We start from the raw sequence: 22,231 nt of genomic DNA, 5'->3' as shown, positions 1-22,231 counted from the left end.
ATCCTAACGGTTGCTTGAGCTGATTGACTCTTAACGCTGTCTATAAAATATTACCCCTAATAACTTTAATAGACATTCCAAATATCAGAAGGAACATCAAGCAAATCAATACCCCATAAAGGGTATATTTTTACTCATCATATATATTGTCATATCCTTTTTCTGGAACTTCAAAGAATTTACCAGTGACATAACGGTAGTGTCTGTCAAGGCTTGCGAGATCTTTGAGATCTTGCTCATCAAAGTTCACCGCAGCAGAAGCTATGTTGGATTTGATGTGGCCTTCACTAGTAGATTTAGGTATCACCGCTGTACCTCTTTGGTGAGACCATGCGATAAGAATCTGTCCAGGTTTGACATTGTGTTTTTTCGCTAGAGCTTGAACGGTCTCCAGTTCCATCATGTTAGGCTCATTGTCCTGTTTCATCCCGTCAGATCTGTCGCCACTACCTAATGGTGAATAAGCGGTCATGTTTATTCCATTCTTGCTGCAGTATTCAAATAAGTCATCTTGCTGCAATAATGGATGTAGTTCTACCTGATTCATTTCAGGAACATCATCTGTTTTGGAAATCAAGTCCTTTAATTTTTCTACTGAAAAGTTGGAGACTCCTATGTGCTTGGTCAGACCCGCTTTTTTGAGTTCAATCATGGCATTCCAGGTGTCGATGATAGGTGCTTCTTCTGGCGTCAAATAATCTTCTGGTCCAGATGGATTGCTTACGTCTGGTTTAAAAGCCACAGGCCAGTGGATCAAATAAAGATCCAAGTAATCTAACTGTAGATCCTTGAGTGTTTTCTCAAGCGCTGGTTTTACGTCCTTAGGCAAGTGTGCATTGTTCCACAATTTTGAAGTGATCCACACATCTTCTCTTTTGATTTTCCCTTCAGAAAACACCTCGTTAAACGCTTCGCCTATCGCAGCTTCATTACCATAGGTCGCGGCACAGTCGATGTGACGGTATCCATTGTTTAAAGCGATTTTGATGGCGTTTTTTACCTTCTCGTCATCAGATTTCCAAGTTCCCAATCCTATAGCGTCAAGCTCGTCGCCATTTCTAAATTTTAAAGTTTTCATGTTGTTTTTTTTGAAAGTTACGCTTTCGCGAAAGCGAACTCAAAACAACTGCCTTACTTTGACACAACTTTAATAACTAGCTCGCGGATGGAATTTTTCCAATACTTCCTTTAAATAGGTGCGATTCACATGGACGTAAATCTCTGTGGTGGTGATGCTCTCGTGGCCCAGCATGGCCTGTATGGACCTTAAGTCTGCACCGTTTTCCAACAAATGTGTCGCAAAAGAATGCCTAAAGGTATGTGGACTTATCTTTTTCTTGATTCCGGCGATTATCTTAAGGTCCTTAATAATCGTGAAAATCATCGCCCTTGTCAGGCCGTTACCACGCCGATTGAGAAACAAAGTGTCTGTATGTTGAGGTTGCACTGGCACATGACTGCGTATGAGCTCGATATAGTCGTTAATTATAGAAATGGTTGCGTCGCCTATGGGAACGTAGCGTTGCTTATCGCCTTTACCGGTAACCAGTATGACGCCTTCTTCAAAATACAGATCGCTTATCTTCAAAGCAGTAAGTTCTGAAACGCGCAAACCACATGCATAGAGCGTTTCTAAAATAGCACGGTTGCGCTCACCATGTGGCGTGGATCGATCGATCGCATTGATCAAACGGTCTATTTCCTGAACGCTTAAGGTGTCAGGCAATCGCCGGCCTGTTCGTGGTGTTTCAATAACTTCAGTGGGATTATCCATACGGTAATCTTCCATTTGTAGATAATTGAAAAAGCCTTTGAGACTGCTTATGGTTCTGGCTTGAGTGGTAGGCTTTACTTCACCAGCGATGTGATGTATATAATCCTTGACATCCTTAGTGTCTAGAGTTATAGGACTTTTTAATAGCTCTTGATCTGTCACCCAATGTGCAAGCTTATTAAGGTCTCTAACATAGGCTTTAATCGTGTTATTGGATAAGCCACGTTCTAGCTTGAGATACAATTTAAAATCGTGGATGTGCTTTTCCCAGTTCATGGGTTAAAGGTCGGTAATTATTGCTTTGATCTCGTGCTACACGATACGAAGAATCCTAAACTGCTGATTATGAATAAGTACCTTTAAAAAGTCTATTTTTTGTTGATTCTTTAACAATTGGCTCTATAATTTGATAATTCGTTATGATATTACGTTTAAGGAACGAAATAATATTGTACCATAAACTTTAAACAAACTAACATGAAAAAAGTATTAGCAATTGCAGTAATCGCATTAGGATCCATAGGCTTTGCTCAGGCACAGGAAATTGATTTTGGTGTACAAGTAGGATACAATATCGCAAACCTTCAAGGTGACGACGTAGAAGATGTCGATGCTCGTAATGGTATCAATGTAGGTATTACTGGAGAGTATGAATTCGGTCCAAGTTTTGGTCTTTTAGTAGGAGCTATTTACTCTCAACAAGGAGCAGAAGGAGTCAATGCGTTTGGACAAGATGTTACTTTAAAATTAGATTATATCAATGTTCCAGTTTTAGCTAAGTTCTACTTAGGTGGTTCTGGTTTCTCTATTGATGCTGGTCCACAAATAGGTTTTGTTGTCAAAGATGAGTCAGAGATAACTGATGGTGTGCTAACGGGAACTACGACAGATTATGATGCCGAATCTATTGACTTAAGTGTTGGTGGTGGTTTAACTTACAAGTTTAGAGAGGGAACGGTTTTAGAAGGTCTATCTTTAGGCGGTAGATACATGGTAGGTGTTTCTAACATTTATGAGGATGATAGTACTTTAGATGATGATATCACTAATCAAGTATTTTCTATCAACCTAGGATACAAGTTCTAGTCAGCAATAAATCATGAAAATAGAAAGCAGCTCTTTTGAGCTGCTTTTTTTGTTTTCGCTTTCGCGAAAGCGTAATTACCAATATCTTTCCATCATGAAAATACTCATCATCAATGGTCCTAATCTCAACCTGCTGGGCAAGCGCCAGCCAGAGATTTATGGATCTGTGACGTTTGATCAATACTTTGCAGATCTCCAGTTTCATTTTAAGGAAATTGAACTGGCCAGCTACCAATCCAATGTAGAAGGTGAGTTGATCAATAGATTACATGAGGCGCAGGATGAAGACTACGATGGTATTGTCCTAAATCCTGGAGCTTATACGCATACCTCACTAGCACTGGCAGATGCGGTATCATCCATAGAAACACCTGTGGTAGAGATCCATATTTCAAATGTCATGGACCGTGAGCAGATCAGGCACATTTCCTACATTTCAAAGAATGCGGCTGGAGTTGTTTCTGGTTTTGGCCTTGATGGCTATAAATTGGCGATTCAATCCTTTGCAAACCTTAGGAATCAGTAAATTAATTTGACCCCAATAAAAAACCCGTCCCGATGGATACCGAGACGGGTTTTATCATTTTATGAGGTCTAATTATAGACCAGGATATCTTCCTGTTATAATATCGATACCATCAATAATCCATCCTACTAGGAAGAATCCACCAGTTAGGATAAAGGCAAGGTTCCAATACCATGGACTACCTAAGAACCAACGGTGACCAGCTAAAAATCCTGTGATAGGAATGATCCAAAGAACAAAAGCGATAGTTTGATCTTCTGACCAGTCCACGGCAGCTGGTGAACTTAGTACTGTTTCTGTTTCTTCTACATTAGTGGTAGCGTTTACAGTGGTTACTGTTTGACGCTCTACTGGAAAAGATGCGTAGCTGTAAGAGCCTACAAGCATGAAAATGCTCATCAAGGCAAGAGTAAGTTTGAATTTCATAAGCGATAGTTTTGTTAGTTATCTTTACCAAATATAGTTTTTTGAATGCGACAGCTTTTCTTCTTTGTAATTTCTCTAACGTTTCTATCGGCTTTAGGGCAGCAAAATATTGATTATGTAGGCTTGCTGGCCTTGCAGGACAGCACTTTTATTTCCTACAAGTTGGAATTAGTAGAAAAGGATGGAATCCTCAAAGGATTTTCCTATACAGATTTAAATGGTCCTCATGAATCGCAAAATACTATTGTAGGTCGATACAACTCAAAGGAGAACAAAATTGAATTTCGCGAGGTGGACATCGTTTACACAAAATCACCTATCAAAGAATTGGATTTCTGTTTTGTCTATTTTACAGGAAACCTGCGCAATCTTAAAGGTAGAGCAACACTAGAGGGAAACTTCAAGAGCTACTATAACGATCTTCAACCCTGTATCGACGGCAGGTTGATTATGCAAGGCGAAGAAAAATTTGTTCGCAAAACCGAAAAAATTACCAGTCGCGTTGAAAAGATGGATAAGGTACCAGACAGTATCAAACAACGCATCGCAAACAGCAAGTTCTTAAACTCCAGTGAGCGCCAAGGTCTAAAAGGTGGCGAGACACTCAATGTTTTTTGGGAATCAAAAATCGCCTATCTGGAGATTTGGGATCCCGGTAAGGTCGATGGCGATGCCATGTCCATTATGTTGAATGGAAATGTGGTCAAAGAAAGTTATGCACCGCTCAAGGCGAAAACTAAAATACCACTCACGTTCAATAAAGAGATCAACACTTTAACTCTTAAAGCGCTGTCTGAAGGAACCGATCCACCCAATACCGCCCAAATAAGAATTACTGACGGTAACGGTAAAGAAATAAGTATGCTGTCCAGCTTTAAGGTAGGTGAACAAGTCAAAGTGGTTTTCTATAAAAAGGATTTGAGATAGGGTAGTGGCAGTTGGAAGCTGTAAAAGATGAGTAGAATCATGTGAATCTCTTTTTTCGCGCTTCGCAAGCTCCTTATTAAACTGTCATGCTGAAAACGTTTCAGCATCTTGTCAATTTGGAGTTCACTCGCCTTAGGTTAATTGCATCTGAACTCAAAAAGCCTGAACTCAAAACATTGATAAGACCCTGAAATAAATTCAGGGTGACAATCGTCAAACCAAAAAAACGCCCAGAATCCGCAAGGATCTGGGCGTTTTGAATTATCAACGTTTTAGTCTTAGTACTAACTACTAATTACTAAAAGCTCAATGCTACAAGTGGATCACCTCACCATATGCATCTGCTACGGCTTCCATCACCGCTTCACTCATCGTTGGGTGTGGATGTACTGCTTTAAGCACTTCGTGACCGGTAGTTTCTAGTTTACGACCTAGGACGGCCTCGGCAATCATGTCAGTAACACCAGCACCTATCATGTGACAGCCTAACCATTCACCATACTTGGCATCAAAGATCACTTTTACAAAACCATCCTTGGCTCCAGAAGCACTTGCTTTACCTGATGCACTAAATGGGAATTTACCAACCTTGATATCATATCCAGCTTCCTTAGCTTGTGCCTCCGTTAAACCTACACTGGCAATCTCTGGAGTAGAGTAGGTACATCCTGGGATGTTTCCGTAATCCAATGGCTCCACGTGCATGTCAGCGATTTTCTCTACACACAAAATACCTTCGGCACTTGCAACGTGAGCCAGTGCTGGACCAGCAGTGATGTCACCTATGGCATAATAACCTGGGATATTCGTTTGGTACCAATCGTTGACTAATACTTTACCACGATCTGTAGAGATTCCTACTTCTTCAAGTCCTATATTTTTAATGTTGGTTTCAATACCAACGGCACTTAAAACAATATCTGCTTCAAGAATTTCTTCTCCTTTTTTGGTTTTAACGGTAGCTTTTACGCCATCGCCGCTCGTGTCGACGCCCGTTACCTCACTAGAGGTCATGATATTGATACCTGTTTTCTTGAAGCTGCGCTCCATTTGCTTGGATACATCAACATCTTCTACAGGAACGATACGATCTAGATATTCTACAATAGTCACCTCAGTTCCCATGGAGTTGTAGAAATACGCAAACTCAACGCCTATGGCGCCAGAACCTACGATGATCATTTTCTTAGGCTGGCTTTCCAGCGTCATCGCCTCGCGATAACCTATGACTTTCTTGCCATCTTGCGGCAAGGAAGGCAAGGTTCTGGATTTTGCACCAGTGGCGATAATGATATGATTAGCTTCTACAGTGGATGTAGAACCATCTTCTGCCTTTACTTCAATTTTCTTTCCTTTTTTAAGCGTTCCATAGCCCATGATGACGTCGATCTTGTTCTTCTTCATCAAGAACTGCACGCCTTTGCTCATACCTTCAGCTACATCACGAGAACGTTTTACAACCGCACTAAAATCTTTATCGGCGCCAGAGACTTTCAATCCGTAATCCTCGGCATGGTTTAAGTAATTAAAAACATCGGCACTTTTTATAAGCGCTTTGGTAGGAATACAACCCCAGTTCAAACACACACCACCTAGACTTTCTTTCTCTACGATCGCTACTTTCATTCCCAGTTGGGAAGCGCGAATGGCAGTCACATAGCCTCCAGGACCACTACCCAAAACGATTACATCATATTTACTCATATCTATCCATTTTTAAGAGACGTAAAAATATAGAATAAACGGCTAACGATTGTATTTTTGACCAACCCATTTCCCATGTACAAATCCGTCATACGACCGCTATTATTTCGCTTCGATCCAGAAGGTGTGCACCACTTTTCATTTAAGGCGATCAAATTATTGAGCAAGGTGCCTGGTTTTAGTTCGCTTTCGCGAAAGCGATACAAACTTCAACATCCTGCATTAAAAAGAAATCTATTTGGCCTCGAGTTTGAGAATCCTGTAGGAATGGCTGCGGGATTTGATAAGGATGCCAAAGCATTTGCAGAGTTTTCCAACCTTGGTTTTGGATTCATAGAAATAGGAACGCTCACGCCAAAACCCCAAGAAGGAAACCCCAAACAACGATTATTTAGACTTAAGGACGATGCAGCCATCGTCAACCGAATGGGATTCAATAATGGTGGCGTAGATGCTGCTGTAGAGCGGTTGAAGCAAAACTCGGTCACTTCGACTCCGCTCAGTGACCAGCATCTGGAGGCTTCGACTTCGGTGGCTGAGCGAAGTCGAAGCCACCGAAGTCAAAGCCATATCCTGATAGGTGGCAACATTGGAAAAAATAAAGTCACACCCAATGAAAATGCGGTGGACGACTACATTATTTGTTTCAATAAGTTGTTTGATCACGTGGACTATTTTACGGTCAATGTGAGTTCGCCCAACACGCCTGGATTGCGCGAGTTGCAAGACCGCAAGCCGCTCACGCACATTTTGCAAACCTTGCAAGATTTAAACAATGCAAAACCAACTCGCAAGCCGATTCTCCTCAAAATAGCTCCAGATCTGACCGATGATCAATTGATGGACATTATCGGGATTGTTGAAGATACCAATATCGATGGCGTGATTGCCACAAACACAACAATCGAGCGAAAGGACCTAAAAAGTGACTTCAACCTACAAAAAGAAGCTGGCGGCTTGAGCGGCGCACCACTTAGCAATCGCGCGACTGAGGTGATTTCATTCCTACATCAAAAAAGTAAAGGCGCTTTTCCTATTATAGGAGTAGGCGGTATCATGACGGCACAAGATGCGATCGATAAATTTAAAGCAGGCGCCAGTCTGGTACAGTTGTACACGGGTTTTGTTTATGAAGGACCGGCGTTGGTACGTGATATTAACAGAGAGATTTTGAAACAAGGCCTTTAAAAATTACGGTCATGCTGAACTCGATTCAGCATCTTCAGATCTGCAGGTTAAATGATTATTTTAAATTAGAATTGCAACCATAAAACAAACTCCGTCAGACCATTAAATAATTCAAGGTGACAAAAATCGCCATCATGCTGAATTCGTTTCAGCTTCTCTCAGAAATATAACTCAATGCTTGAATCCTGCATCGCCTTTTCCCTCGCGGCTTTCCTGCTGGCCATCTCGCCAGGACCCGACAATATTTTCGTCCTCACACAATCTGTCGCTCGAGGCGCTAGGTATGGCATTGCCGTAGCCAGTGGTTTAATTACAGGCTGCATCTTCCACACGTCATTAGTTGCATTAGGATTTGCAGTGATTTTGCGGGATAATGAATGGCTGTTGTTGCTTATTAAAATCTTCGGAGCGATCTATTTGCTGTTCTTGGCCTACAAAGTCTATCAATCGGATGGGTCTATTCATTTAGAAGAGAACACTACAAACCATCAAAGCTGGTGGAAGCTATACCGAGTAGGCATCACCATGAATTTGTTGAATCCCAAAGTGACTTTATTCTTCTTGGCTTTGCTGCCACAGTTTGTAGTTCCTGGCGCTATGGAAGAATGGATACAGATCTATATTTTGGGCGGAATCTTTATGCTGGTATCGCTGATTACTTTTTACCTGATCGCCTTTTTAGGTGGCAGCGTGGCTCGATTTATACGATCTTCCAGCTGGTTTGGTCCAGCGATGAAGTGGACTCAGATTATTGTTTTTGTAGGTATTGCGGTGGTGATATTTGTTATAGATTAGAGTGGATCAATCGCCACACTGCTGATTGTAGTAACGAACAATTCCTTCCATATCCGTTCTTTTAATATCCTTACTTTTTATTTTCTGTATCAGTGCCGGACAGTCTTCAAATAAGGAGTATTCTTTCTTTTTTAGCCTTCTCCCTAATTTTGTGACTTTGTTCCCTTCTTCCAAATAATAAGTTATCACGGTCGTAAAAGACGGAATTCCATTCATCGATGCCGTAGTAATCGTTGTGCTTCTTAGGTAAAGATTCTTTTTTCCTTCTTCTACCCAAAGTAATAAATTGATTTCCTTGCCATCTTCTATGGTGATGGAGCGGTAACGTTTGCCATCCACATCTACACCGGACACTTCGCTCGCTTTGTAATCAATAGCCTCAGCAGATTCATTGGATTTAAATTTAAACCCACCGAAAAACCTTGATTTTACAAGACCGCTTTTTACCGTTCCGTCTTTCAAGTAAACGGTTCCAGATTCATCCTGGGCATTAACGATAAACGTGGCCATTAGCAGCACACATATTAGGAATGATTTCATGCAAATTACTTTATTGGTTTTTTACAAATTTATTGAATAAAGAGATTATAGATAATCTTTAGGTTTTCACAAGCGGGATTCTTACACAATAATTCTTGTGATTCTGCTTTCGCGAAAGCGAACTCATATCAAGCTTTTGTAAATTCTTTACTAAAATTAATCGCCGTCTCAATCAACGCCAGATGCGAGTATGCCTGCGGGAAGTTCCCCAATAGTCTCTTGGTCTTGAAATCAATATCCTCACTAAATAATCCCAAATGATTGCTGTAAGAAAGCAATTGGTCAAAGTATGCTCTAGCTTTTTCGGTTTCACCTATTTTATGCAGGCTGTCGATCAACCAAAACGTACAAATCGTAAAGCTGGAGCTGGGCTCTCCAAAATCATCATTATTCTTATACCTATACATCAAACCATCGTTGCATAATTCTTTTTCGGTAGCCTGAACGGTGCTTATAAATCTTGGGTCATCTGCCTGTATAAAACCATATTGCTGCATGAGTAATGTGGAAGCGTCCAGGTCTTTAGAGCCATAGGATTGCGTGTAGGCTTGCACTTCTTCATTCCATCCATTGTTATAGATGTCGTCGTGGATCTCGCTGCGCAACTGTCGCCATTCTTTCAAGTATTTGACGCGTCCCAAAATCTCGCTTATTTTGATCGCGCGATCCATCGCTACCCAGCACAACAGTTTTGAGAATACAAAATGGCGATCTTCAGTACGCAATTCCCAGATGCCTTTGTCTGGCTCTTGCCAGTGCTGATTGACAATAGAGGTCACACTTTTGATGATGGTCCACAGTTCCTCGCTATTCTCCAGACTTGTCTCAAATTGAACAAACTGCTGGTAGATAACTTCCATGAGGATGCCATAGATGTCATTTTGTTTCTGGATGTAGGCAGCATTTCCAATACGAACTGGACTCGAGTCTTTGTAGCCAGAAAGATGGTCCAGAAATTCTTCGGTCAGGTCTTTCTCGCCGTTGATACCGTACATGATCTGTATCTTTTCGTCTTTTTCTGGTATGGTGTTGACGATAAACTGAAGGAACTTGCGGGCAGATTTCATGTGTCCCAATCCAGCTATAACGCGTATGACCATTGAGGCATCACGTATCCAGCAAAAACGGTAATCCCAGTTTCTTACCTCACCAATGGTTTCTGGTAAACTGGTGGTCGCTGCTGCGAGCACGGCACCTGTCTTCTCAAAAGTTAGTGCTTTAAGCGTTAGTGCGCTGCGTACAATCTCTTCTTGGTATAAAGGATAGCGAGTCGTACGCTCGCTCCAGTTCATCCAGTAGGTTTTGGTACGTTGAAACTTTAAATAGGCGCGATCCAGCGTTTGAGCCGTTAGTTTTTCATGGTAAGACAGCAGTAAGAAGGCATTGGAATCTAGAGTGATCGTGTTTTGATCAATAATATCTTGAAGTTTTAGATCGCTGTATAGAAAGACAGATTCATATTCACCTTCTGTGGTTTTGCTATGGATGTATTCTCCTTCTTCTTCGGTTTCCGTTTTGCCTAGGGCGTATTTCAATTTAGGGTCGTACTGAACTTGAAACTGCGGTGTTCCCTTGATCAGCCTTATAAATCGTACAATATCTGGTGGTGAATAGAAACTACCATCCTGATGTGGATACCTAGGCATAAAATCAATGACTTGAAAGGCGTCTGTACCATTGTCAAAGGTCGTACTCAAGATATTGGTTTGCCATAAATATTCCTGCTCGATGGTATAATCGTCAGCTACTTTAAAAGAAAGACTACCACCTTTTTCATCGTCTAGAATTTTGGCAAAAACAGAGGCACTATCAAAAATGGGCAGGCAACACCAGTCGATGGATCCTGTTTGAGATACCAGTGCCGCACTCTTACAATTTCCAATAATTCCGTAATTCAGGTTCTCCATAAAATGTTATCTTAATTAAAATCTGTTCCAGATTTCAAAATGAAAACCCGAAATTTAAGGATTAAAGAACCATCCACATAAAATCAGTTCAGTTTATGAGCAAAACTATCATCGTATCCAACAGATTACCCTTGCAACTCTCTATTGAAGATGGCAAGGTAAGTTCAGAACCCAGCGTTGGCGGGCTGGCCACAGGCCTTAAGTCGGTACATCGAGACAGCAACGGCTTATGGATAGGTTGGACAGGACTCACGGTAGAAGAAACGCCACAAGAGCTGGAAAGTGATATTGAAAAAGCAGTTCAAAACCAACAATGTGCTGCAGTAGAGTTGACACAGTCAGATATGGATGGTTTTTACTACGGTTTTAGTAACCGTACCATCTGGCCACTCTATCACTATTTTATGGAATATGCAGAATTTGATAGCGAAAACTGGGAAATCTATAAAAGCGTCAATCAAAAGTTTGCCGATGTTGTTCTGGAAAATCTGGAAGAAGGTGACAACGTCTGGGTACATGATTACCAGTTGATGTTACTGCCACAATTGATCAAGGAAAAGCGGCCAGACGTGTCCATAGGATTCTTTTTGCACATACCATTTCCATCTTATGAGGTTTTCAGGACACTGCCATGGCGTGACCAGATCTTGAAGGGACTTTTGGGCGCAGACTTGTTGGGCTTTCATACCTATGATTATGAACGCCACTTTTTGAGCTCAGTAAGCAGGATCTTGGGGCACGAGGTAAGTTTTAATGAGATTACTTATAAGGACCGTCACATCAAGGTAGACAGTTTCCCTATGGGAATCGATTATGAGAAGTTTCACGCTTTCGCGAAAGCGAACTACGAACAAACAGACAAGACGCAAAGTGAACTACAGCGTCGCCTAGACCTCCATGCAACGGCCACTCCAGATGCCAAAATGATTCTGTCCATTGATAGACTGGATTATACCAAGGGAATTGCAAACAGGCTTAGGGCTTTTGAACACTTCCTGGAGAAATATCCTGATTATACAGAAAAGGTAAGGCTCGTGATGCTGGCGGTTCCCAGCCGTTCCAACGTTCCCCAATACCAAGTACTTAAAAAAGAAATCGACGAGCTGGTAGGACGCATCAATGGGAAGTTCTCAACCGTGAGTTGGACACCAGTATGGTATTTCTACAGGTCCATGCCGTTTAATAATTTAATTGATTTGTACACCTCTTGTGACGTGGCTCTTATCACGCCTATACGTGACGGAATGAATCTGGTGGCCAAGGAATACATCGCCACGCGCATCGATCGTACAGGTGTGCTTATTTTGTCAGAAATGGCTGGTGCCTCTAAAGAGATGAATGAGGCGTTGCTCATCAATCCAAACGATATCAACCTAATTGCAGACACGATCAAAGACGCGCTTGAAATGCCAGAAGAAGAGCAGAAAAAGCGCAACAAATTCATGCAAAAGCGACTGGAACGCTATAATGTAGAAAAATGGGCTAGCGATTTTATGACCAAATTGGATTCCGTGAAGAGTACACAGTCCGTTGCTAAAGCGACCTTTCTTAACGAGAAACAAGAAACGGAAATTCTAGAACGGTTCAAAAAAGCCAACAAGCGTATTTTCTTCTTGGATTATGACGGTACCTTGAGAGGCTTTGTCAATAATCCAGGAGATGCAAAACCAGATCAAGCGTTGCTTGAAATGGTTGAAGATCTACAATCCAATGAAAAGAATGAAGTCGTGGTGATAAGCGGTCGTGATTCCGTCACGCTAGGAGAATGGTTCAAGGATGTACCAGTAACCTTGATTGCAGAACATGGCGTACTTAAAAAATACTACGGTAAGGATTGGGAATTGACAGAAACCATGAACAATGATTGGGTACCTACCATTCAGCCTGTGATGCAAAATTATGTGGATCGCACGCCAGGAACTTTTATAGAAGAAAAAAACTACTCGCTGGCATGGCATTATCGCAAGGCAGATCCAGAACTAGGTGAGCAGCGGGCAAACGATTTATCTAACGTGATAAGAGAGCTGACCAGCAATCATGGTCTTAGTGTGCTGTCCGGTAACAAAGTTATCGAGATCAAGAGCAGCAATGTGCATAAGGGCAAGGCGTCCAATAACCACATTCTTAATAAAAACTATGATTTCATCTTTTGTATAGGCGATGACTGGACCGACGAGTTCATGTTCCAAGACCTGCCAGAAGATGCCGTAACCGTTAAAGTAGGTGTCGCCAGCACGGCTGCCCGTTATTACGTAGATGATACAGACCATGTGCGCAAGGTGTTGACTAAATTTAGGCAAGCATCATCATAATGATAATAATCTGCGGTAAATACTATCTTTACTGCAATGGATGCAGTAAAAATTATAGAATGTCCACGTGATGCGATGCAGGGAATCAAGGACATGATTCCCACGGCCACTAAGGTTCAATACCTGCAATCGCTGTTGCGATGCGGCTTTGATACCATAGATTTTGGCAGTTTTGTGTCGCCTAAGGCGATTCCTCAAATGGTCGACACCGCTGAGGTTTTGGCACAGCTGGACCTGTCAAAAACCGATTCAAAACTTCTCGCCATCGTTGCAAATTTGCGTGGTGCACAAGATGCTTGTGAGCATCCAGAGATTGACTACTTAGGGTATCCTTTTTCTATATCTGAGAATTTCCAGATGCGTAATACGCACAAGACCATTGCTCAGTCCGTAGAGTTGTTGCAGGAAATTTTAGATCTCGCTTTCGCGAAAGCGAAAAAAGTGGTCGTCTATATATCCATGGGATTCGGTAATCCTTACGGTGATCCTTGGAATGTAGAGATAGTTGGCGAATGGACTGAAAAGTTAAGCACCATGGGCGTTGAGATCTTGTCGTTATCAGACACTGTGGGAACCTCAGATCCAGAATCCATCGACTATTTGTTTTCGAATTTGATTCCTAAATATCCGAAGATCGAATTTGGTGCTCATTTACACACAACGCCCAATAAGTGGCATGAGAAAATAGATGCCGCCTACAAAGCGGGCTGCCGCAGATTTGACGGCGCGATCCAAGGATTTGGTGGTTGTCCTATGGCTAAAGATGAACTTACAGGCAATATGCCAACCGAGAAAATGGTAAGCTATTTTAATGCTGCAAAAGCCAACTGCAACGTCAACGCCATGCCTTTTGAGAGCAGTTATAATGAAGCCACTAAAATTTTTAGGCAGTATCACTAAGAACGAATGTTGAACTCGCAATTTTAGATTAAAAGCGCTCAAACGTTTTGGTAAAAAGGGTTTAGGTGTACATGTCAAAATACTTTTGTAGATTGATTTTTTAAATAACTACTGATGAAACTCAAACTGTTTTGTATTCTATCCATATATGTGTACTTGATACCTTTACTATTGATGGTTATAAGTATCTGGAACAAACCAACAATTAATACCGAGATTCCATACCATTTGAAATGGATACCACTTTCATTATTTGTCCTTCTATTATTTTACTCGATTAGCTTGCATCGTCGTACGCTGCTAGATTCCCATAGGAATTTCCATAATCCAATTTCTCATACTCTTTTTCTGATTTTGTTTTCAATCTCTGGACTTGGCGGACTTGTGGGTGGTTTTATGTCGTTGACTGGTAATATTCAAGTAGATATAGTTGGAGCTTTTTTAGTAGGGTTGACATGTTTTTATTATGCCTTTGTCTTTATTTATTCCATGTTCCTTTTCCCATACAAAAGGTCAACCAATTCAATTTCTGCATAACCGATTCTTGATAAGAAACAATCGGTAAAAAGTCCTTGCAAAGTTATCGTCTAGTAAAGTCTTTACCAAAATCTGCGCTATGGCACTAGTTTGAAAACTAAGGTTTTCACTCAAGCACAACCTGCGATGGCTTCATAGAATTACTCAAATTTCTGAAGTAGATAAACGCAAAATTTTTTAATTCCTGTTTCGAGCTACAGTCGAGAAAAGAAATAGGCAAAATCACTCACTGTTAAACCACTTGCACATCAAACTAACAAGTGTTAGTTTCGTAGGTAATTAACGACTTAATAAGAGTGAATAAGTTCCACGACATACGATTATCAGAGGTATACAAAGAAACAGAAGACACTACAGTTCTCACTTTCGACGTGCCAGAACAGTTAAGATCTGACTTTGATTACCGTCAAGGACAATTTTTGACCTTGAGAGCGACTATCAATGGCGAGGACGTGAGGCGCAGCTATTCGTTGTGCAGCAGTCCACTAGATCAGGAATGGAAAGTGGCTGTGAAAGAAATCTTTGAAGGCAAATTTTCTACCTATGTCAACCGTGAGCTTAAAACAGGAGATACATTACAAGTAGCAGCTCCTAGTGGTGATTTTGGGATTGAGTGTGTAGATGAAACTGTGACCAAAAATTATATCGCTTTTGCTGCCGGTAGTGGTATTACGCCTATGCTCAGCATTATAAAAACGCATTTAAAGAGTGAGCCCAATGCCAAATTCAAGTTATTCTACTTGAACCGCACGGCAAAATCCATTATCTTCAAAGAAGAGATAGAAGCACTGAAAAACAAATACTTAAGCAGGTTTGAAGTCTTTTATTTCTTGAGTAGGGAACATCGCGACATTCCTCTGTTCAACGGGAGATTTGACAAAGAGAAATTGCAACAGCTGACTCAAACGTTGATCAACGCACCGCACACAGATGATGCATTTATTTGCGGTCCAGAAGAAATGATTTTCTTGATTAGAGATGAGTTGGTCGCTGCAGGAATGAAAAAAGAAAACATTCATTTTGAGTTGTTTGTGAGTGGTTTGAGTGATGCCGACAAGGCACGAGCAGCTGCGGCTCTCGAGAAAAAAGTACAAGGTGTGGACGTCACCATCATTGACGGTAGTAAGGAGTTTCATTTTGTACTTGCAGATGAATTTGATAACGTCCTCGATGGTGCGATAGCGGCAGGAGCAGATTTGCCATATGCTTGTAAGGGTGGCGTTTGTAGCACTTGTAAATGCAAGGTTGAGGAAGGCAGTGTAGAGATGAAAGTCAACTATGCCTTGACTGATGAAGAAGTAGCTAAAGGTTATGTTTTAAGCTGCGTGAGCGTTCCTACCAGTAAGAAATTAGTAGTGAATTATGATGTTTAGTTCGCTTTCGCGAAAGCGGAATAACTGATAAACATCTAAACAGAAATAAATGTCAGCCTGAGCTTGTCGAAGGCGAATTAATAAATGACCGTAGGTGTCGAATCCAAGAGATTCCTGCCTGCGCAGGAATTAAAAAATAGAAACCATGAGCGAAGCAGAAATCAAGAGTTTAGAAGAGCAATTTGATGCAAAAATTGCCCGTGACGAGAAAATCGAGCCCAAAGATTGGATGCCAGAGAAGTATCGTAAAACACACATACGCCAGATTTCCCAGCATGCGCATTCTGAAATCGTCGGGATGTTGCCAGAAGGAAATTGGATTACTCGTGCGCCTTCCTTACGACGTAAGGTCGCTTTGCTGGCTAAGGTTCAAGATGAGGCTGGACATGGTTTATACCTCTACAGTGCTTGTGAAACTTTAGGAATCACACGTGAGCAGATGTATGAAGATTTGCATTCTGGTAAGGCAAAATATTCTTCCATATTTAATTATCCAACGATTACATGGGCAGACATGGGCGCGATAGGCTGGTTAGTCGATGGTGCAGCGATTATCAATCAAGTGCCGCTATGTAATACATCCTTTGGGCCATATGCTCGTGCCATGGTGCGTGTTTGTAAGGAAGAAAGCTTTCACCAGCGTCAAGGTTATGAGATCATGTTATCACTTTGTAATGGAAGCGAAGAGCAGAAAGCGATGGCACAAGATGCATTGAACCGCTGGTGGTGGCCATCACTAATGATGTTAGGCCCAACTGATGCAGAAAGTACGCACACAGAGCAATCCATGAAATGGAAATTGAAGCGTAAAACGAATGACGAATTGCGCCAGCAGTTTATTGATCAAACGGTACCGCAGGCAGACATTTTAGGCTTGACGATTCCAGATCCAGATTTAAAGTGGAATGAAGAAACAGGACACTATGATTTTGGCGAGATCAATTGGGATGAATTCTGGCAAGTGGTAAAAGGCCATGGACCTATGAATAAATCCAGGCTTGATGCACGCAGAAACGCTTGGGAAAATGGCGCTTGGGTACGTGAAGCTGCAACCGCATATGCAGACAAGCAACGCGCTAGAAAAGAAGAAGCTGCGCAAGCCGTGTAATTAATAAAGTGAGCCGTCGTAAGGCGGCTTCGCTATTTGACAACACCTATTTATATGAGTAATTCAAGTAAAAGAGAAATCCCGCTTTGGGAAGTATTTATAAGATCCAAAAACGGTCTAGAGCACCGTCATTGCGGTAGCCTTCATGCCGAGGATGCAGAAATGGCCTTAAACAATGCACGCGATGTTTACACAAGACGTAATGAAGGCGTCAGCATTTGGGTGGTTGAATCTACCAACATCACCGCAAGTAGTCCTGATGATAGTGGTTCATTATTTGAGCCGGCAAACGATAAGGTGTACAGACACCCTACGTTTTATGAGTTGCCTGATGAATTAAAGCATATGTAATTTCAAAAGTAAAATTAAAAGGAAAAACAAAATGAATTCAAAATGACCGATAAACCTTATGACGTTGAGGAACGATTGATTGAATTTGCCGCACAGGTTACCATTGAGTTTAATTTTCCTCTTAAAAATTATGCGTGCAAATACTATGCAGAGCAATTGATTAGATCGTCGGGAAGTGCTGCTTTGAATTATGGAGAGTTTGCTGGAGCTTCATCTTCTAAAGATAGAGCCAATAAATTGAGAATCTCTTTTAAGGAAATGAAGGAATGTCATAATAATTTGCGAATTCAATCGAGAGCTAGTTTGTTAAAAACTAATCAAGCCGACTTAATTGATGAAGCATTGCAGCTTTGCAAAATCTTATCTACAATTATCAAAAACCTTAAATAAGATGGAAAAATAGCCACGCTTATTTTTCATTTTATTTTTCATTTTATTTTTTAATGAAACCACTAAAAGAACTCAACCCACAATTCCTAGAATCAAAAGAAAACAAAAAGCACCTCATAGATTATCTACTGGGCGTAGCTGATAATTTCTTGATTCTAGGTCAACGTTTGGGAGAATTGTGCGGTCATGGACCTAATTTGGAGCCAGACATCGCGATTACGAATATCTCATTGGATTTATTAGGTCAAGTGCGTAGCTATTATCAGTACATCGCACAATTGAAAGGTGATAAATCGACCGAAGATGACATTGCTTTTTTAAGAACAGAGCGCGAATACAAGAACACATTACTAGTCGAGCAGCCTAACACAGATTTCGCTTACGTTATTGTACGTCAATACTTCTTTGATGTTTACAATAGATTATTCCTGAACGCTTTGCAGCAAAGTGCGGACGTAACCTTACGAGCATTAGCATTTAAAGGAATCAAAGAGGCCAACTATCACGAACGTTTTTCAGGAGATTGGTTAAAACGTTTGGGAGATGGTACGGAAGAAAGCAAGGCCAAAACTCAAGAAGCAGTCAATAACCTATGGATTTTCACAGACGAATTATTTCATAAAACAGATGCAGATCGTGCTATGATAGAAGCTGGTGTCGCGCCAGATATGATGCAACTTAAAGAATACTATTACGAGAAAATTGAAGAGCACCTCACCATCGCCACTCTAGAAATTCCAGAAGTTGAATATTTCCAAAAAGGAGGTAAGCAGGGAATTCATAGTGAGCACATGGGATATATACTTTCTGAAATGCAGTATATGCAGAGAACGTATCCAAATTCTCGTTGGTAATTAAATCCAAAGTCAGGCTGAGCATGTCGAAGCCTATATAGACAATAAAGCCTCTAGTTTTAATCTCAAACATTTAAATGACCCAAGATCTGAACATATCCAATGACATCCTCGCCATTCTTGAATCCGTAAAAGATCCAGAGATACCGGTGCTCAATGTGGTGGATCTTGGAGTAATTCGCGATGTGAAGGTGAATGGTAAAGAGATCACGATCAAGTTGACGCCTACCTACAGCGGTTGCCCAGCGATGGATGTGATAGGAGATGAACTGGAACGAGCCTTTGAAAAGGAAGGTTACACGACTCACGTTCAGCTAGTGATGAGTCCGCCATGGACGACCGACTGGATCACAGATCGCGGCCGCAAAGCGCTTGAGGAATATGGTATTGCTGCTCCTTTAGAGGAAACCGCAGACAAAGACGTGCTGCTGAATGAAAAGAAATTGGTCAAGTGTACCAATTGCGGTTCGCAAAACACAAAACTCGTGAGCCAGTTCGGTTCCACGGCGTGTAAGGCCATGTTCCAGTGCGAGGATTGCCACGAGCCTTTTGATTATTTCAAATGTTTGAAATAATGATTGATTTGACATGTTTTCGCTTTCGCGAAAGCGAAACTTTCAAAATATTTCCAATAAACTATTAACTAAAGCTGTACCACCAGCGGCTTGACAACCACAAAAAATGTCAGACTCCATACAACTAGAAATCAACCACGGCATTGCCGAAATAACATTCAATCGCCCACAGGTATTCAACTCCTTCAATAAAGAGATGGCATTCTCCCTACAGCATGCGCTGGATCGCTGTGCTCAAGATGACGTGAGAGCCGTCATGATTACGGGTAATGGCAAGGCATTTTGTGCCGGTCAAGACATTCAGGAAATTACAGATCCAGAATTGAATCCAGGTTTTGAAGCTATTCTCGACGATCATTACAATCCGATAGTGGTTAAAATCCGCAATTTGGAAAAACCAGTGGTTGCTGCGGTAAATGGGGTAGCTGCTGGTGCTGGAGCAAATTTGGCTTTGTGTTGTGACATCGTTATTGCCACAGAAAGTGCCGCTTTCATTCAGGCATTTTCCAAAATTGGTTTGATTCCAGATAGTGCTGGAACCTTCTTTTTGCCTAGACTTATTGGTTTTGGTAAAGCAAGTGCCGCCATGATGCTGGCAGATAAGATCACTGCAAGCGAGGCAGATCAATTGGGAATGATCTACAAAGTGGTCAAGGATGAAGAATTTCTCGCTTTCGCGAAAGCAACCACACAAAAACTCGCGCAACTACCCACAAAAGCTCTCGCCAATACCAAAAAAGCACTGAACGAATCCATGACCAACAACCTGGAACAACAACTCGCTCTGGAATCCAAACTACAAATCGAAAGCGCCAACACCGCAGACTATGAAGAAGGCGTCGCGGCTTTTATGGAAAAGAGAAAGCCTAATTTTCAGGGAAACTAATGATATCAGATCGCAGATTTTTGACATATGATTTTTGATTTGATATGAATGCACAGATTTTAGAGGATAGATTGATTGAATTTGCGGCCAACATTATCGTTGCTGGTCAACATCTTGATAAGAGTTTTGCTGCGGAACATTTGTCAAAACAATTGATTCGATCTGCAACATCGGTTGCTTTGAACTACGGTGAGGCGCGTGCTGGTGAATCGACTAGAGATTATTTACATAAAATGAAAATTTGTTTAAAAGAACTAAGAGAGAGTTATGTAAATCTAAAAATCCAGAAACAGTCAAAGACCATAACAAATCAAGATCTTATTGACAACCTACTGGATGAAAACAATCAGCTCATATCAATTTTTGTCGTGAGTATAAAAAACACAAAAACAAACTGATGTCAGAAAATCAAAAATCAAGAATCAAAAATCAAGAATCAAAAATTTCCAAAGTAGGCATCATAGGCGCAGGAACTATGGGCAGCGGTATTGCTCAAGTGGCGGCGACGGCTGGTTGCACGGTCAAGCTTTTTGACCTGAACGCAGACCAGTTAGAGAATGCAGCATCTGCCTTGGAAAACATCCTTAACCGACTGGTGCAGAAATCCAGAATAGATGAGGCTGAGAAAAGTCGTATTCAGCAGAATATTCATTATATCAACAAGCTGGAAGAGTTGGCAGATAGCGATCTGACGATTGAGGCGATTGTTGAAAATCTAGAGGTCAAAAAGAAGGTTTTTTCACAATTGGAAAACATAGTTTCAAAGGATTGCATCATCGCTTCCAACACTTCAAGCTTGAGCATTACCAGCATTGCAGCTTCACTTGAAAAACCAGAACGCTGCATCGGGATTCACTTCTTTAATCCAGCGCCGTTGATGAAATTGGTAGAAATTATCCCAGCGGTACAAACGGAAGACCAAATCACAGAAACTTCTGTAAATACGATCAAAGGTTGGGGAAAGACTACGGCAGTAGCAAAGGACACGCCCGGATTTATCGTAAATCGTGTGGCCAGACCGTTCTATAGTGAGGCGTTGAGAATGTATGAAGAAGGCATGGCAGATATCCCAACCTTGGATAAGGTGGTGAGACAAATGGGTTTCCGCATGGGGCCTTTTGAACTAATGGATTTTATAGGTCACGATGTGAACTATGTGGTGACCGAATCGGTTTTTGGGGCGTTCTATTTTGATCCGCGTTATAAGCCTTCATTGACTCAAAAACGTTTGGTAGAAGCTGGATGGCTGGGAAAAAAATCTGGTAGAGGTTTTTACAAGTTCGAAAACGGAAACAAAATCGAGCCAGAACACGATCCAGAAATGCTGACTGGCGCTGACGTTAAAGCTATCCAAGACCGTTTGCTGGTCATGCTCATCAATGAAGCTGCTGATGCGTTGTACCTGCAAATCGCAACCGCTGAAGATCTAGACAACGCCATGACTAAAGGAGTCAATTATCCCAAGGGATTGCTCGCTTGGGCCGATGAAAAAGGATTGGACTGGTGTGTGAATCAGTTAGATGCTTTGTATGACTTCTACAGGGAAGATCGCTATCGCTGTTCACCATTGTTGCGCAGCAAAGCCAGCAAGAATGAAAAATTCTTTCAATCATGATTGACGGAACAAAAATTCCTGCCAAAATGCTTTCTCTTGACCCATTTTCTACCTGGTTGGGAATTGAGATCGTGAGCGTCGAGGTAGGCCGAGTGAAGTTAGGAATGACGATCAGACCAGAAATGCTCAACAGCATGGGCAAGGCGCATGGCGGCATCACTTATTCGCTGGCAGATACGGCTTTTGGTTTTACTTCAAACACACACGGCAAAAAAGCGGTTTCCATCGAGACTAGCATCAACCATATAGAGGCGCTGGAAGCAGGCGATTACATCACTGCAGAGTGCACACTAGACAAGACCAAAACAAAAGTAGGCTTCCACATGGTTGAGGTCAAGAAAGGCGATGAGCTCGTAGCACTTTTTAAAGGCGTAGTTTACAGAACCAGTAAAGATTGGGAATAAGTTCGCTTTCGCGAAAGCGTAGTAGGCCTGAGGTCTTAGGTATGTGGGATGCG

Annotated in this window: 23 protein-coding genes; 17 read left to right on the top strand and 6 right to left on the bottom strand. The window is 41.5% G+C overall.

What is annotated here, in order from left to right; translation table 11 throughout:
- Positions 1–130 precede the first annotated feature (130 nt).
- Complete coding sequence (locus AAU57_RS13435) at positions 131–1,078, bottom strand: aldo/keto reductase (RefSeq protein WP_055413403.1); 948 nt, start codon at positions 1,076–1,078, stop codon at positions 131–133.
- A 69-nt stretch (positions 1,079–1,147) separates the two neighbouring features.
- The gene (gene xerD, locus AAU57_RS13430) at positions 1,148–2,050 is read right to left on the bottom strand and encodes a site-specific tyrosine recombinase XerD (RefSeq protein WP_055413402.1); all 903 of its coding nucleotides are present in this window, start codon (positions 2,048–2,050) and stop codon (positions 1,148–1,150) included.
- Positions 2,051–2,251: 201 nt separating this feature from the next.
- On the opposite strand from xerD, the gene AAU57_RS13425 reads away from it, so the two are divergent.
- Positions 2,252–2,860 (top strand): porin family protein, encoded by a 609-nt coding sequence (locus AAU57_RS13425; protein WP_055413401.1) that lies wholly within the window; start codon positions 2,252–2,254, stop codon positions 2,858–2,860.
- Positions 2,861–2,954: 94 nt separating this feature from the next.
- Positions 2,955–3,386, top strand: coding sequence for a type II 3-dehydroquinate dehydratase (gene aroQ, locus AAU57_RS13420; protein WP_055413785.1), 432 nt, complete (start codon positions 2,955–2,957; stop codon positions 3,384–3,386).
- Between the two features lie 72 nt (positions 3,387–3,458).
- Here the strand turns inward: aroQ and AAU57_RS13415 are convergent, their stop codons facing one another.
- A complete protein-coding gene (locus tag AAU57_RS13415; protein ID WP_055413400.1) occupies positions 3,459–3,812 on the bottom strand; it encodes an NINE protein in 354 nt (117 codons plus the stop codon).
- A gap of 45 nt (positions 3,813–3,857) precedes the next feature.
- Between AAU57_RS13415 and AAU57_RS13410 the strand changes: the two genes are divergently transcribed.
- Positions 3,858–4,739 (top strand): hypothetical protein, encoded by an 882-nt coding sequence (locus tag AAU57_RS13410; RefSeq protein WP_055413399.1) that lies wholly within the window; start codon positions 3,858–3,860, stop codon positions 4,737–4,739.
- Between the two features lie 312 nt (positions 4,740–5,051).
- On the opposite strand, the gene lpdA is transcribed toward AAU57_RS13410, so the two are convergent.
- Entirely contained in the window at positions 5,052–6,443 is a 1,392-nt protein-coding gene (gene lpdA, locus AAU57_RS13405) for a dihydrolipoyl dehydrogenase (protein ID WP_055413398.1), read from the bottom strand.
- Between the two features lie 75 nt (positions 6,444–6,518).
- On the opposite strand from lpdA, the gene AAU57_RS13400 reads away from it, so the two are divergent.
- Positions 6,519–7,631, top strand: a complete 1,113-nt coding sequence (locus AAU57_RS13400; protein WP_055413397.1) for a quinone-dependent dihydroorotate dehydrogenase — start codon at positions 6,519–6,521, stop codon at positions 7,629–7,631.
- A gap of 174 nt (positions 7,632–7,805) precedes the next feature.
- A complete protein-coding gene (locus AAU57_RS13395; RefSeq protein WP_055413396.1) occupies positions 7,806–8,426 on the top strand; it encodes a LysE family translocator in 621 nt (206 codons plus the stop codon).
- Positions 8,427–8,432: 6 nt separating this feature from the next.
- On the opposite strand, the gene AAU57_RS13390 is transcribed toward AAU57_RS13395, so the two are convergent.
- Positions 8,433–8,966, bottom strand: coding sequence for a hypothetical protein (locus tag AAU57_RS13390; RefSeq protein ID WP_156340186.1), 534 nt, complete (start codon positions 8,964–8,966; stop codon positions 8,433–8,435).
- 128 nt (positions 8,967–9,094) lie between these two features.
- Positions 9,095–10,873, bottom strand: coding sequence for a glycoside hydrolase family 15 protein (locus tag AAU57_RS13385; protein ID WP_055413394.1), 1,779 nt, complete (start codon positions 10,871–10,873; stop codon positions 9,095–9,097).
- A gap of 95 nt (positions 10,874–10,968) precedes the next feature.
- Between AAU57_RS13385 and AAU57_RS13380 the strand changes: the two genes are divergently transcribed.
- The 12 genes from AAU57_RS13380 (at position 10,969) to AAU57_RS13325 (ending at position 22,178) form a co-directional block, all read left to right on the top strand.
- Complete coding sequence (locus tag AAU57_RS13380) at positions 10,969–13,185, top strand: bifunctional alpha,alpha-trehalose-phosphate synthase (UDP-forming)/trehalose-phosphatase (protein WP_055413393.1); 2,217 nt, start codon at positions 10,969–10,971, stop codon at positions 13,183–13,185.
- 36 nt (positions 13,186–13,221) lie between these two features.
- Positions 13,222–14,085 carry a hydroxymethylglutaryl-CoA lyase gene (locus tag AAU57_RS13375; RefSeq protein ID WP_055413392.1) on the top strand — a complete coding sequence of 288 codons (864 nt, stop codon included), beginning with the start codon at positions 13,222–13,224 and terminating at the stop codon, positions 14,083–14,085.
- A gap of 833 nt (positions 14,086–14,918) precedes the next feature.
- On the top strand, positions 14,919–15,995 hold the full coding sequence (locus tag AAU57_RS13370) for a 2Fe-2S iron-sulfur cluster-binding protein (protein ID WP_055413391.1): 1,077 nt from the start codon (positions 14,919–14,921) through the stop codon (positions 15,993–15,995).
- A 145-nt stretch (positions 15,996–16,140) separates the two neighbouring features.
- Positions 16,141–17,103 carry a 1,2-phenylacetyl-CoA epoxidase subunit PaaA gene (paaA, locus tag AAU57_RS13365; RefSeq protein WP_055413390.1) on the top strand — a complete coding sequence of 321 codons (963 nt, stop codon included), beginning with the start codon at positions 16,141–16,143 and terminating at the stop codon, positions 17,101–17,103.
- Positions 17,104–17,157: 54 nt separating this feature from the next.
- Positions 17,158–17,454, top strand: a complete 297-nt coding sequence (gene paaB, locus AAU57_RS13360) for a 1,2-phenylacetyl-CoA epoxidase subunit PaaB (RefSeq protein ID WP_055413389.1) — start codon at positions 17,158–17,160, stop codon at positions 17,452–17,454.
- Between the two features lie 42 nt (positions 17,455–17,496).
- Positions 17,497–17,844, top strand: a complete 348-nt coding sequence (locus AAU57_RS13355; RefSeq protein WP_055413388.1) for a four helix bundle protein — start codon at positions 17,497–17,499, stop codon at positions 17,842–17,844.
- A 53-nt stretch (positions 17,845–17,897) separates the two neighbouring features.
- Positions 17,898–18,698, top strand: coding sequence for a 1,2-phenylacetyl-CoA epoxidase subunit PaaC (gene paaC, locus AAU57_RS13350; RefSeq protein WP_055413387.1), 801 nt, complete (start codon positions 17,898–17,900; stop codon positions 18,696–18,698).
- 77 nt (positions 18,699–18,775) lie between these two features.
- Positions 18,776–19,273: a 1,2-phenylacetyl-CoA epoxidase subunit PaaD gene (gene paaD, locus AAU57_RS13345; protein ID WP_055413386.1), complete on the top strand. Its 498-nt coding sequence runs from the start codon at positions 18,776–18,778 to the stop codon at positions 19,271–19,273.
- A gap of 106 nt (positions 19,274–19,379) precedes the next feature.
- A complete protein-coding gene (locus tag AAU57_RS13340) occupies positions 19,380–20,159 on the top strand; it encodes an enoyl-CoA hydratase-related protein (RefSeq protein WP_055413385.1) in 780 nt (259 codons plus the stop codon).
- A gap of 44 nt (positions 20,160–20,203) precedes the next feature.
- Complete coding sequence (locus AAU57_RS13335) at positions 20,204–20,557, top strand: four helix bundle protein (protein ID WP_055413384.1); 354 nt, start codon at positions 20,204–20,206, stop codon at positions 20,555–20,557.
- Positions 20,557–21,774, top strand: a complete 1,218-nt coding sequence (locus AAU57_RS13330) for a 3-hydroxyacyl-CoA dehydrogenase NAD-binding domain-containing protein (protein ID WP_055413383.1) — start codon at positions 20,557–20,559, stop codon at positions 21,772–21,774. Before AAU57_RS13335 ends, AAU57_RS13330 begins: the two co-directional genes overlap by 1 nt.
- The gene (locus tag AAU57_RS13325) at positions 21,771–22,178 is read left to right on the top strand and encodes a PaaI family thioesterase (RefSeq protein WP_055413382.1); all 408 of its coding nucleotides are present in this window, start codon (positions 21,771–21,773) and stop codon (positions 22,176–22,178) included. The genes AAU57_RS13330 and AAU57_RS13325 overlap by 4 nt, the downstream gene beginning before the upstream one ends.
- The last annotated feature ends 53 nt before the right edge of the window (positions 22,179–22,231 follow it).

The organism is Nonlabens sp. YIK11 (assembly GCF_001413925.1).
Classification (GTDB): Bacteria; Bacteroidota; Bacteroidia; order Flavobacteriales; family Flavobacteriaceae; genus Nonlabens.
Note: the sequence above shows the minus strand (reverse complement) of the source record. Positions and strands in the feature narration are given on the sequence as shown.

Coding starts and splice junctions, on each gene's coding strand:
- AAU57_RS13335 (WP_055413384.1), top strand. CDS start 20,204: ATGAATGCACAGATTTTAGAGGATAGATTGATTGAATTTGCGGCCAAC.
- AAU57_RS13380 (WP_055413393.1), top strand. CDS start 10,969: ATGAGCAAAACTATCATCGTATCCAACAGATTACCCTTGCAACTCTCT.
- AAU57_RS13330 (WP_055413383.1), top strand. CDS start 20,557: ATGTCAGAAAATCAAAAATCAAGAATCAAAAATCAAGAATCAAAAATT.
- lpdA (WP_055413398.1), bottom strand. CDS start 6,443: ATGAGTAAATATGATGTAATCGTTTTGGGTAGTGGTCCTGGAGGCTAT.
- AAU57_RS13410 (WP_055413399.1), top strand. CDS start 3,858: ATGCGACAGCTTTTCTTCTTTGTAATTTCTCTAACGTTTCTATCGGCT.
- AAU57_RS13400 (WP_055413397.1), top strand. CDS start 6,519: ATGTACAAATCCGTCATACGACCGCTATTATTTCGCTTCGATCCAGAA.
- aroQ (WP_055413785.1), top strand. CDS start 2,955: ATGAAAATACTCATCATCAATGGTCCTAATCTCAACCTGCTGGGCAAG.
- paaA (WP_055413390.1), top strand. CDS start 16,141: ATGAGCGAAGCAGAAATCAAGAGTTTAGAAGAGCAATTTGATGCAAAA.
- paaD (WP_055413386.1), top strand. CDS start 18,776: ATGACCCAAGATCTGAACATATCCAATGACATCCTCGCCATTCTTGAA.
- AAU57_RS13385 (WP_055413394.1), bottom strand. CDS start 10,873: ATGGAGAACCTGAATTACGGAATTATTGGAAATTGTAAGAGTGCGGCA.
- AAU57_RS13375 (WP_055413392.1), top strand. CDS start 13,222: ATGGATGCAGTAAAAATTATAGAATGTCCACGTGATGCGATGCAGGGA.
- AAU57_RS13415 (WP_055413400.1), bottom strand. CDS start 3,812: ATGAAATTCAAACTTACTCTTGCCTTGATGAGCATTTTCATGCTTGTA.
- AAU57_RS13395 (WP_055413396.1), top strand. CDS start 7,806: ATGCTTGAATCCTGCATCGCCTTTTCCCTCGCGGCTTTCCTGCTGGCC.
- AAU57_RS13425 (WP_055413401.1), top strand. CDS start 2,252: ATGAAAAAAGTATTAGCAATTGCAGTAATCGCATTAGGATCCATAGGC.
- AAU57_RS13435 (WP_055413403.1), bottom strand. CDS start 1,078: ATGAAAACTTTAAAATTTAGAAATGGCGACGAGCTTGACGCTATAGGA.
- paaC (WP_055413387.1), top strand. CDS start 17,898: ATGAAACCACTAAAAGAACTCAACCCACAATTCCTAGAATCAAAAGAA.
- AAU57_RS13340 (WP_055413385.1), top strand. CDS start 19,380: ATGTCAGACTCCATACAACTAGAAATCAACCACGGCATTGCCGAAATA.
- paaB (WP_055413389.1), top strand. CDS start 17,158: ATGAGTAATTCAAGTAAAAGAGAAATCCCGCTTTGGGAAGTATTTATA.
- AAU57_RS13355 (WP_055413388.1), top strand. CDS start 17,497: ATGACCGATAAACCTTATGACGTTGAGGAACGATTGATTGAATTTGCC.
- AAU57_RS13325 (WP_055413382.1), top strand. CDS start 21,771: ATGATTGACGGAACAAAAATTCCTGCCAAAATGCTTTCTCTTGACCCA.
- AAU57_RS13390 (WP_156340186.1), bottom strand. CDS start 8,966: ATGAAATCATTCCTAATATGTGTGCTGCTAATGGCCACGTTTATCGTT.
- xerD (WP_055413402.1), bottom strand. CDS start 2,050: ATGAACTGGGAAAAGCACATCCACGATTTTAAATTGTATCTCAAGCTA.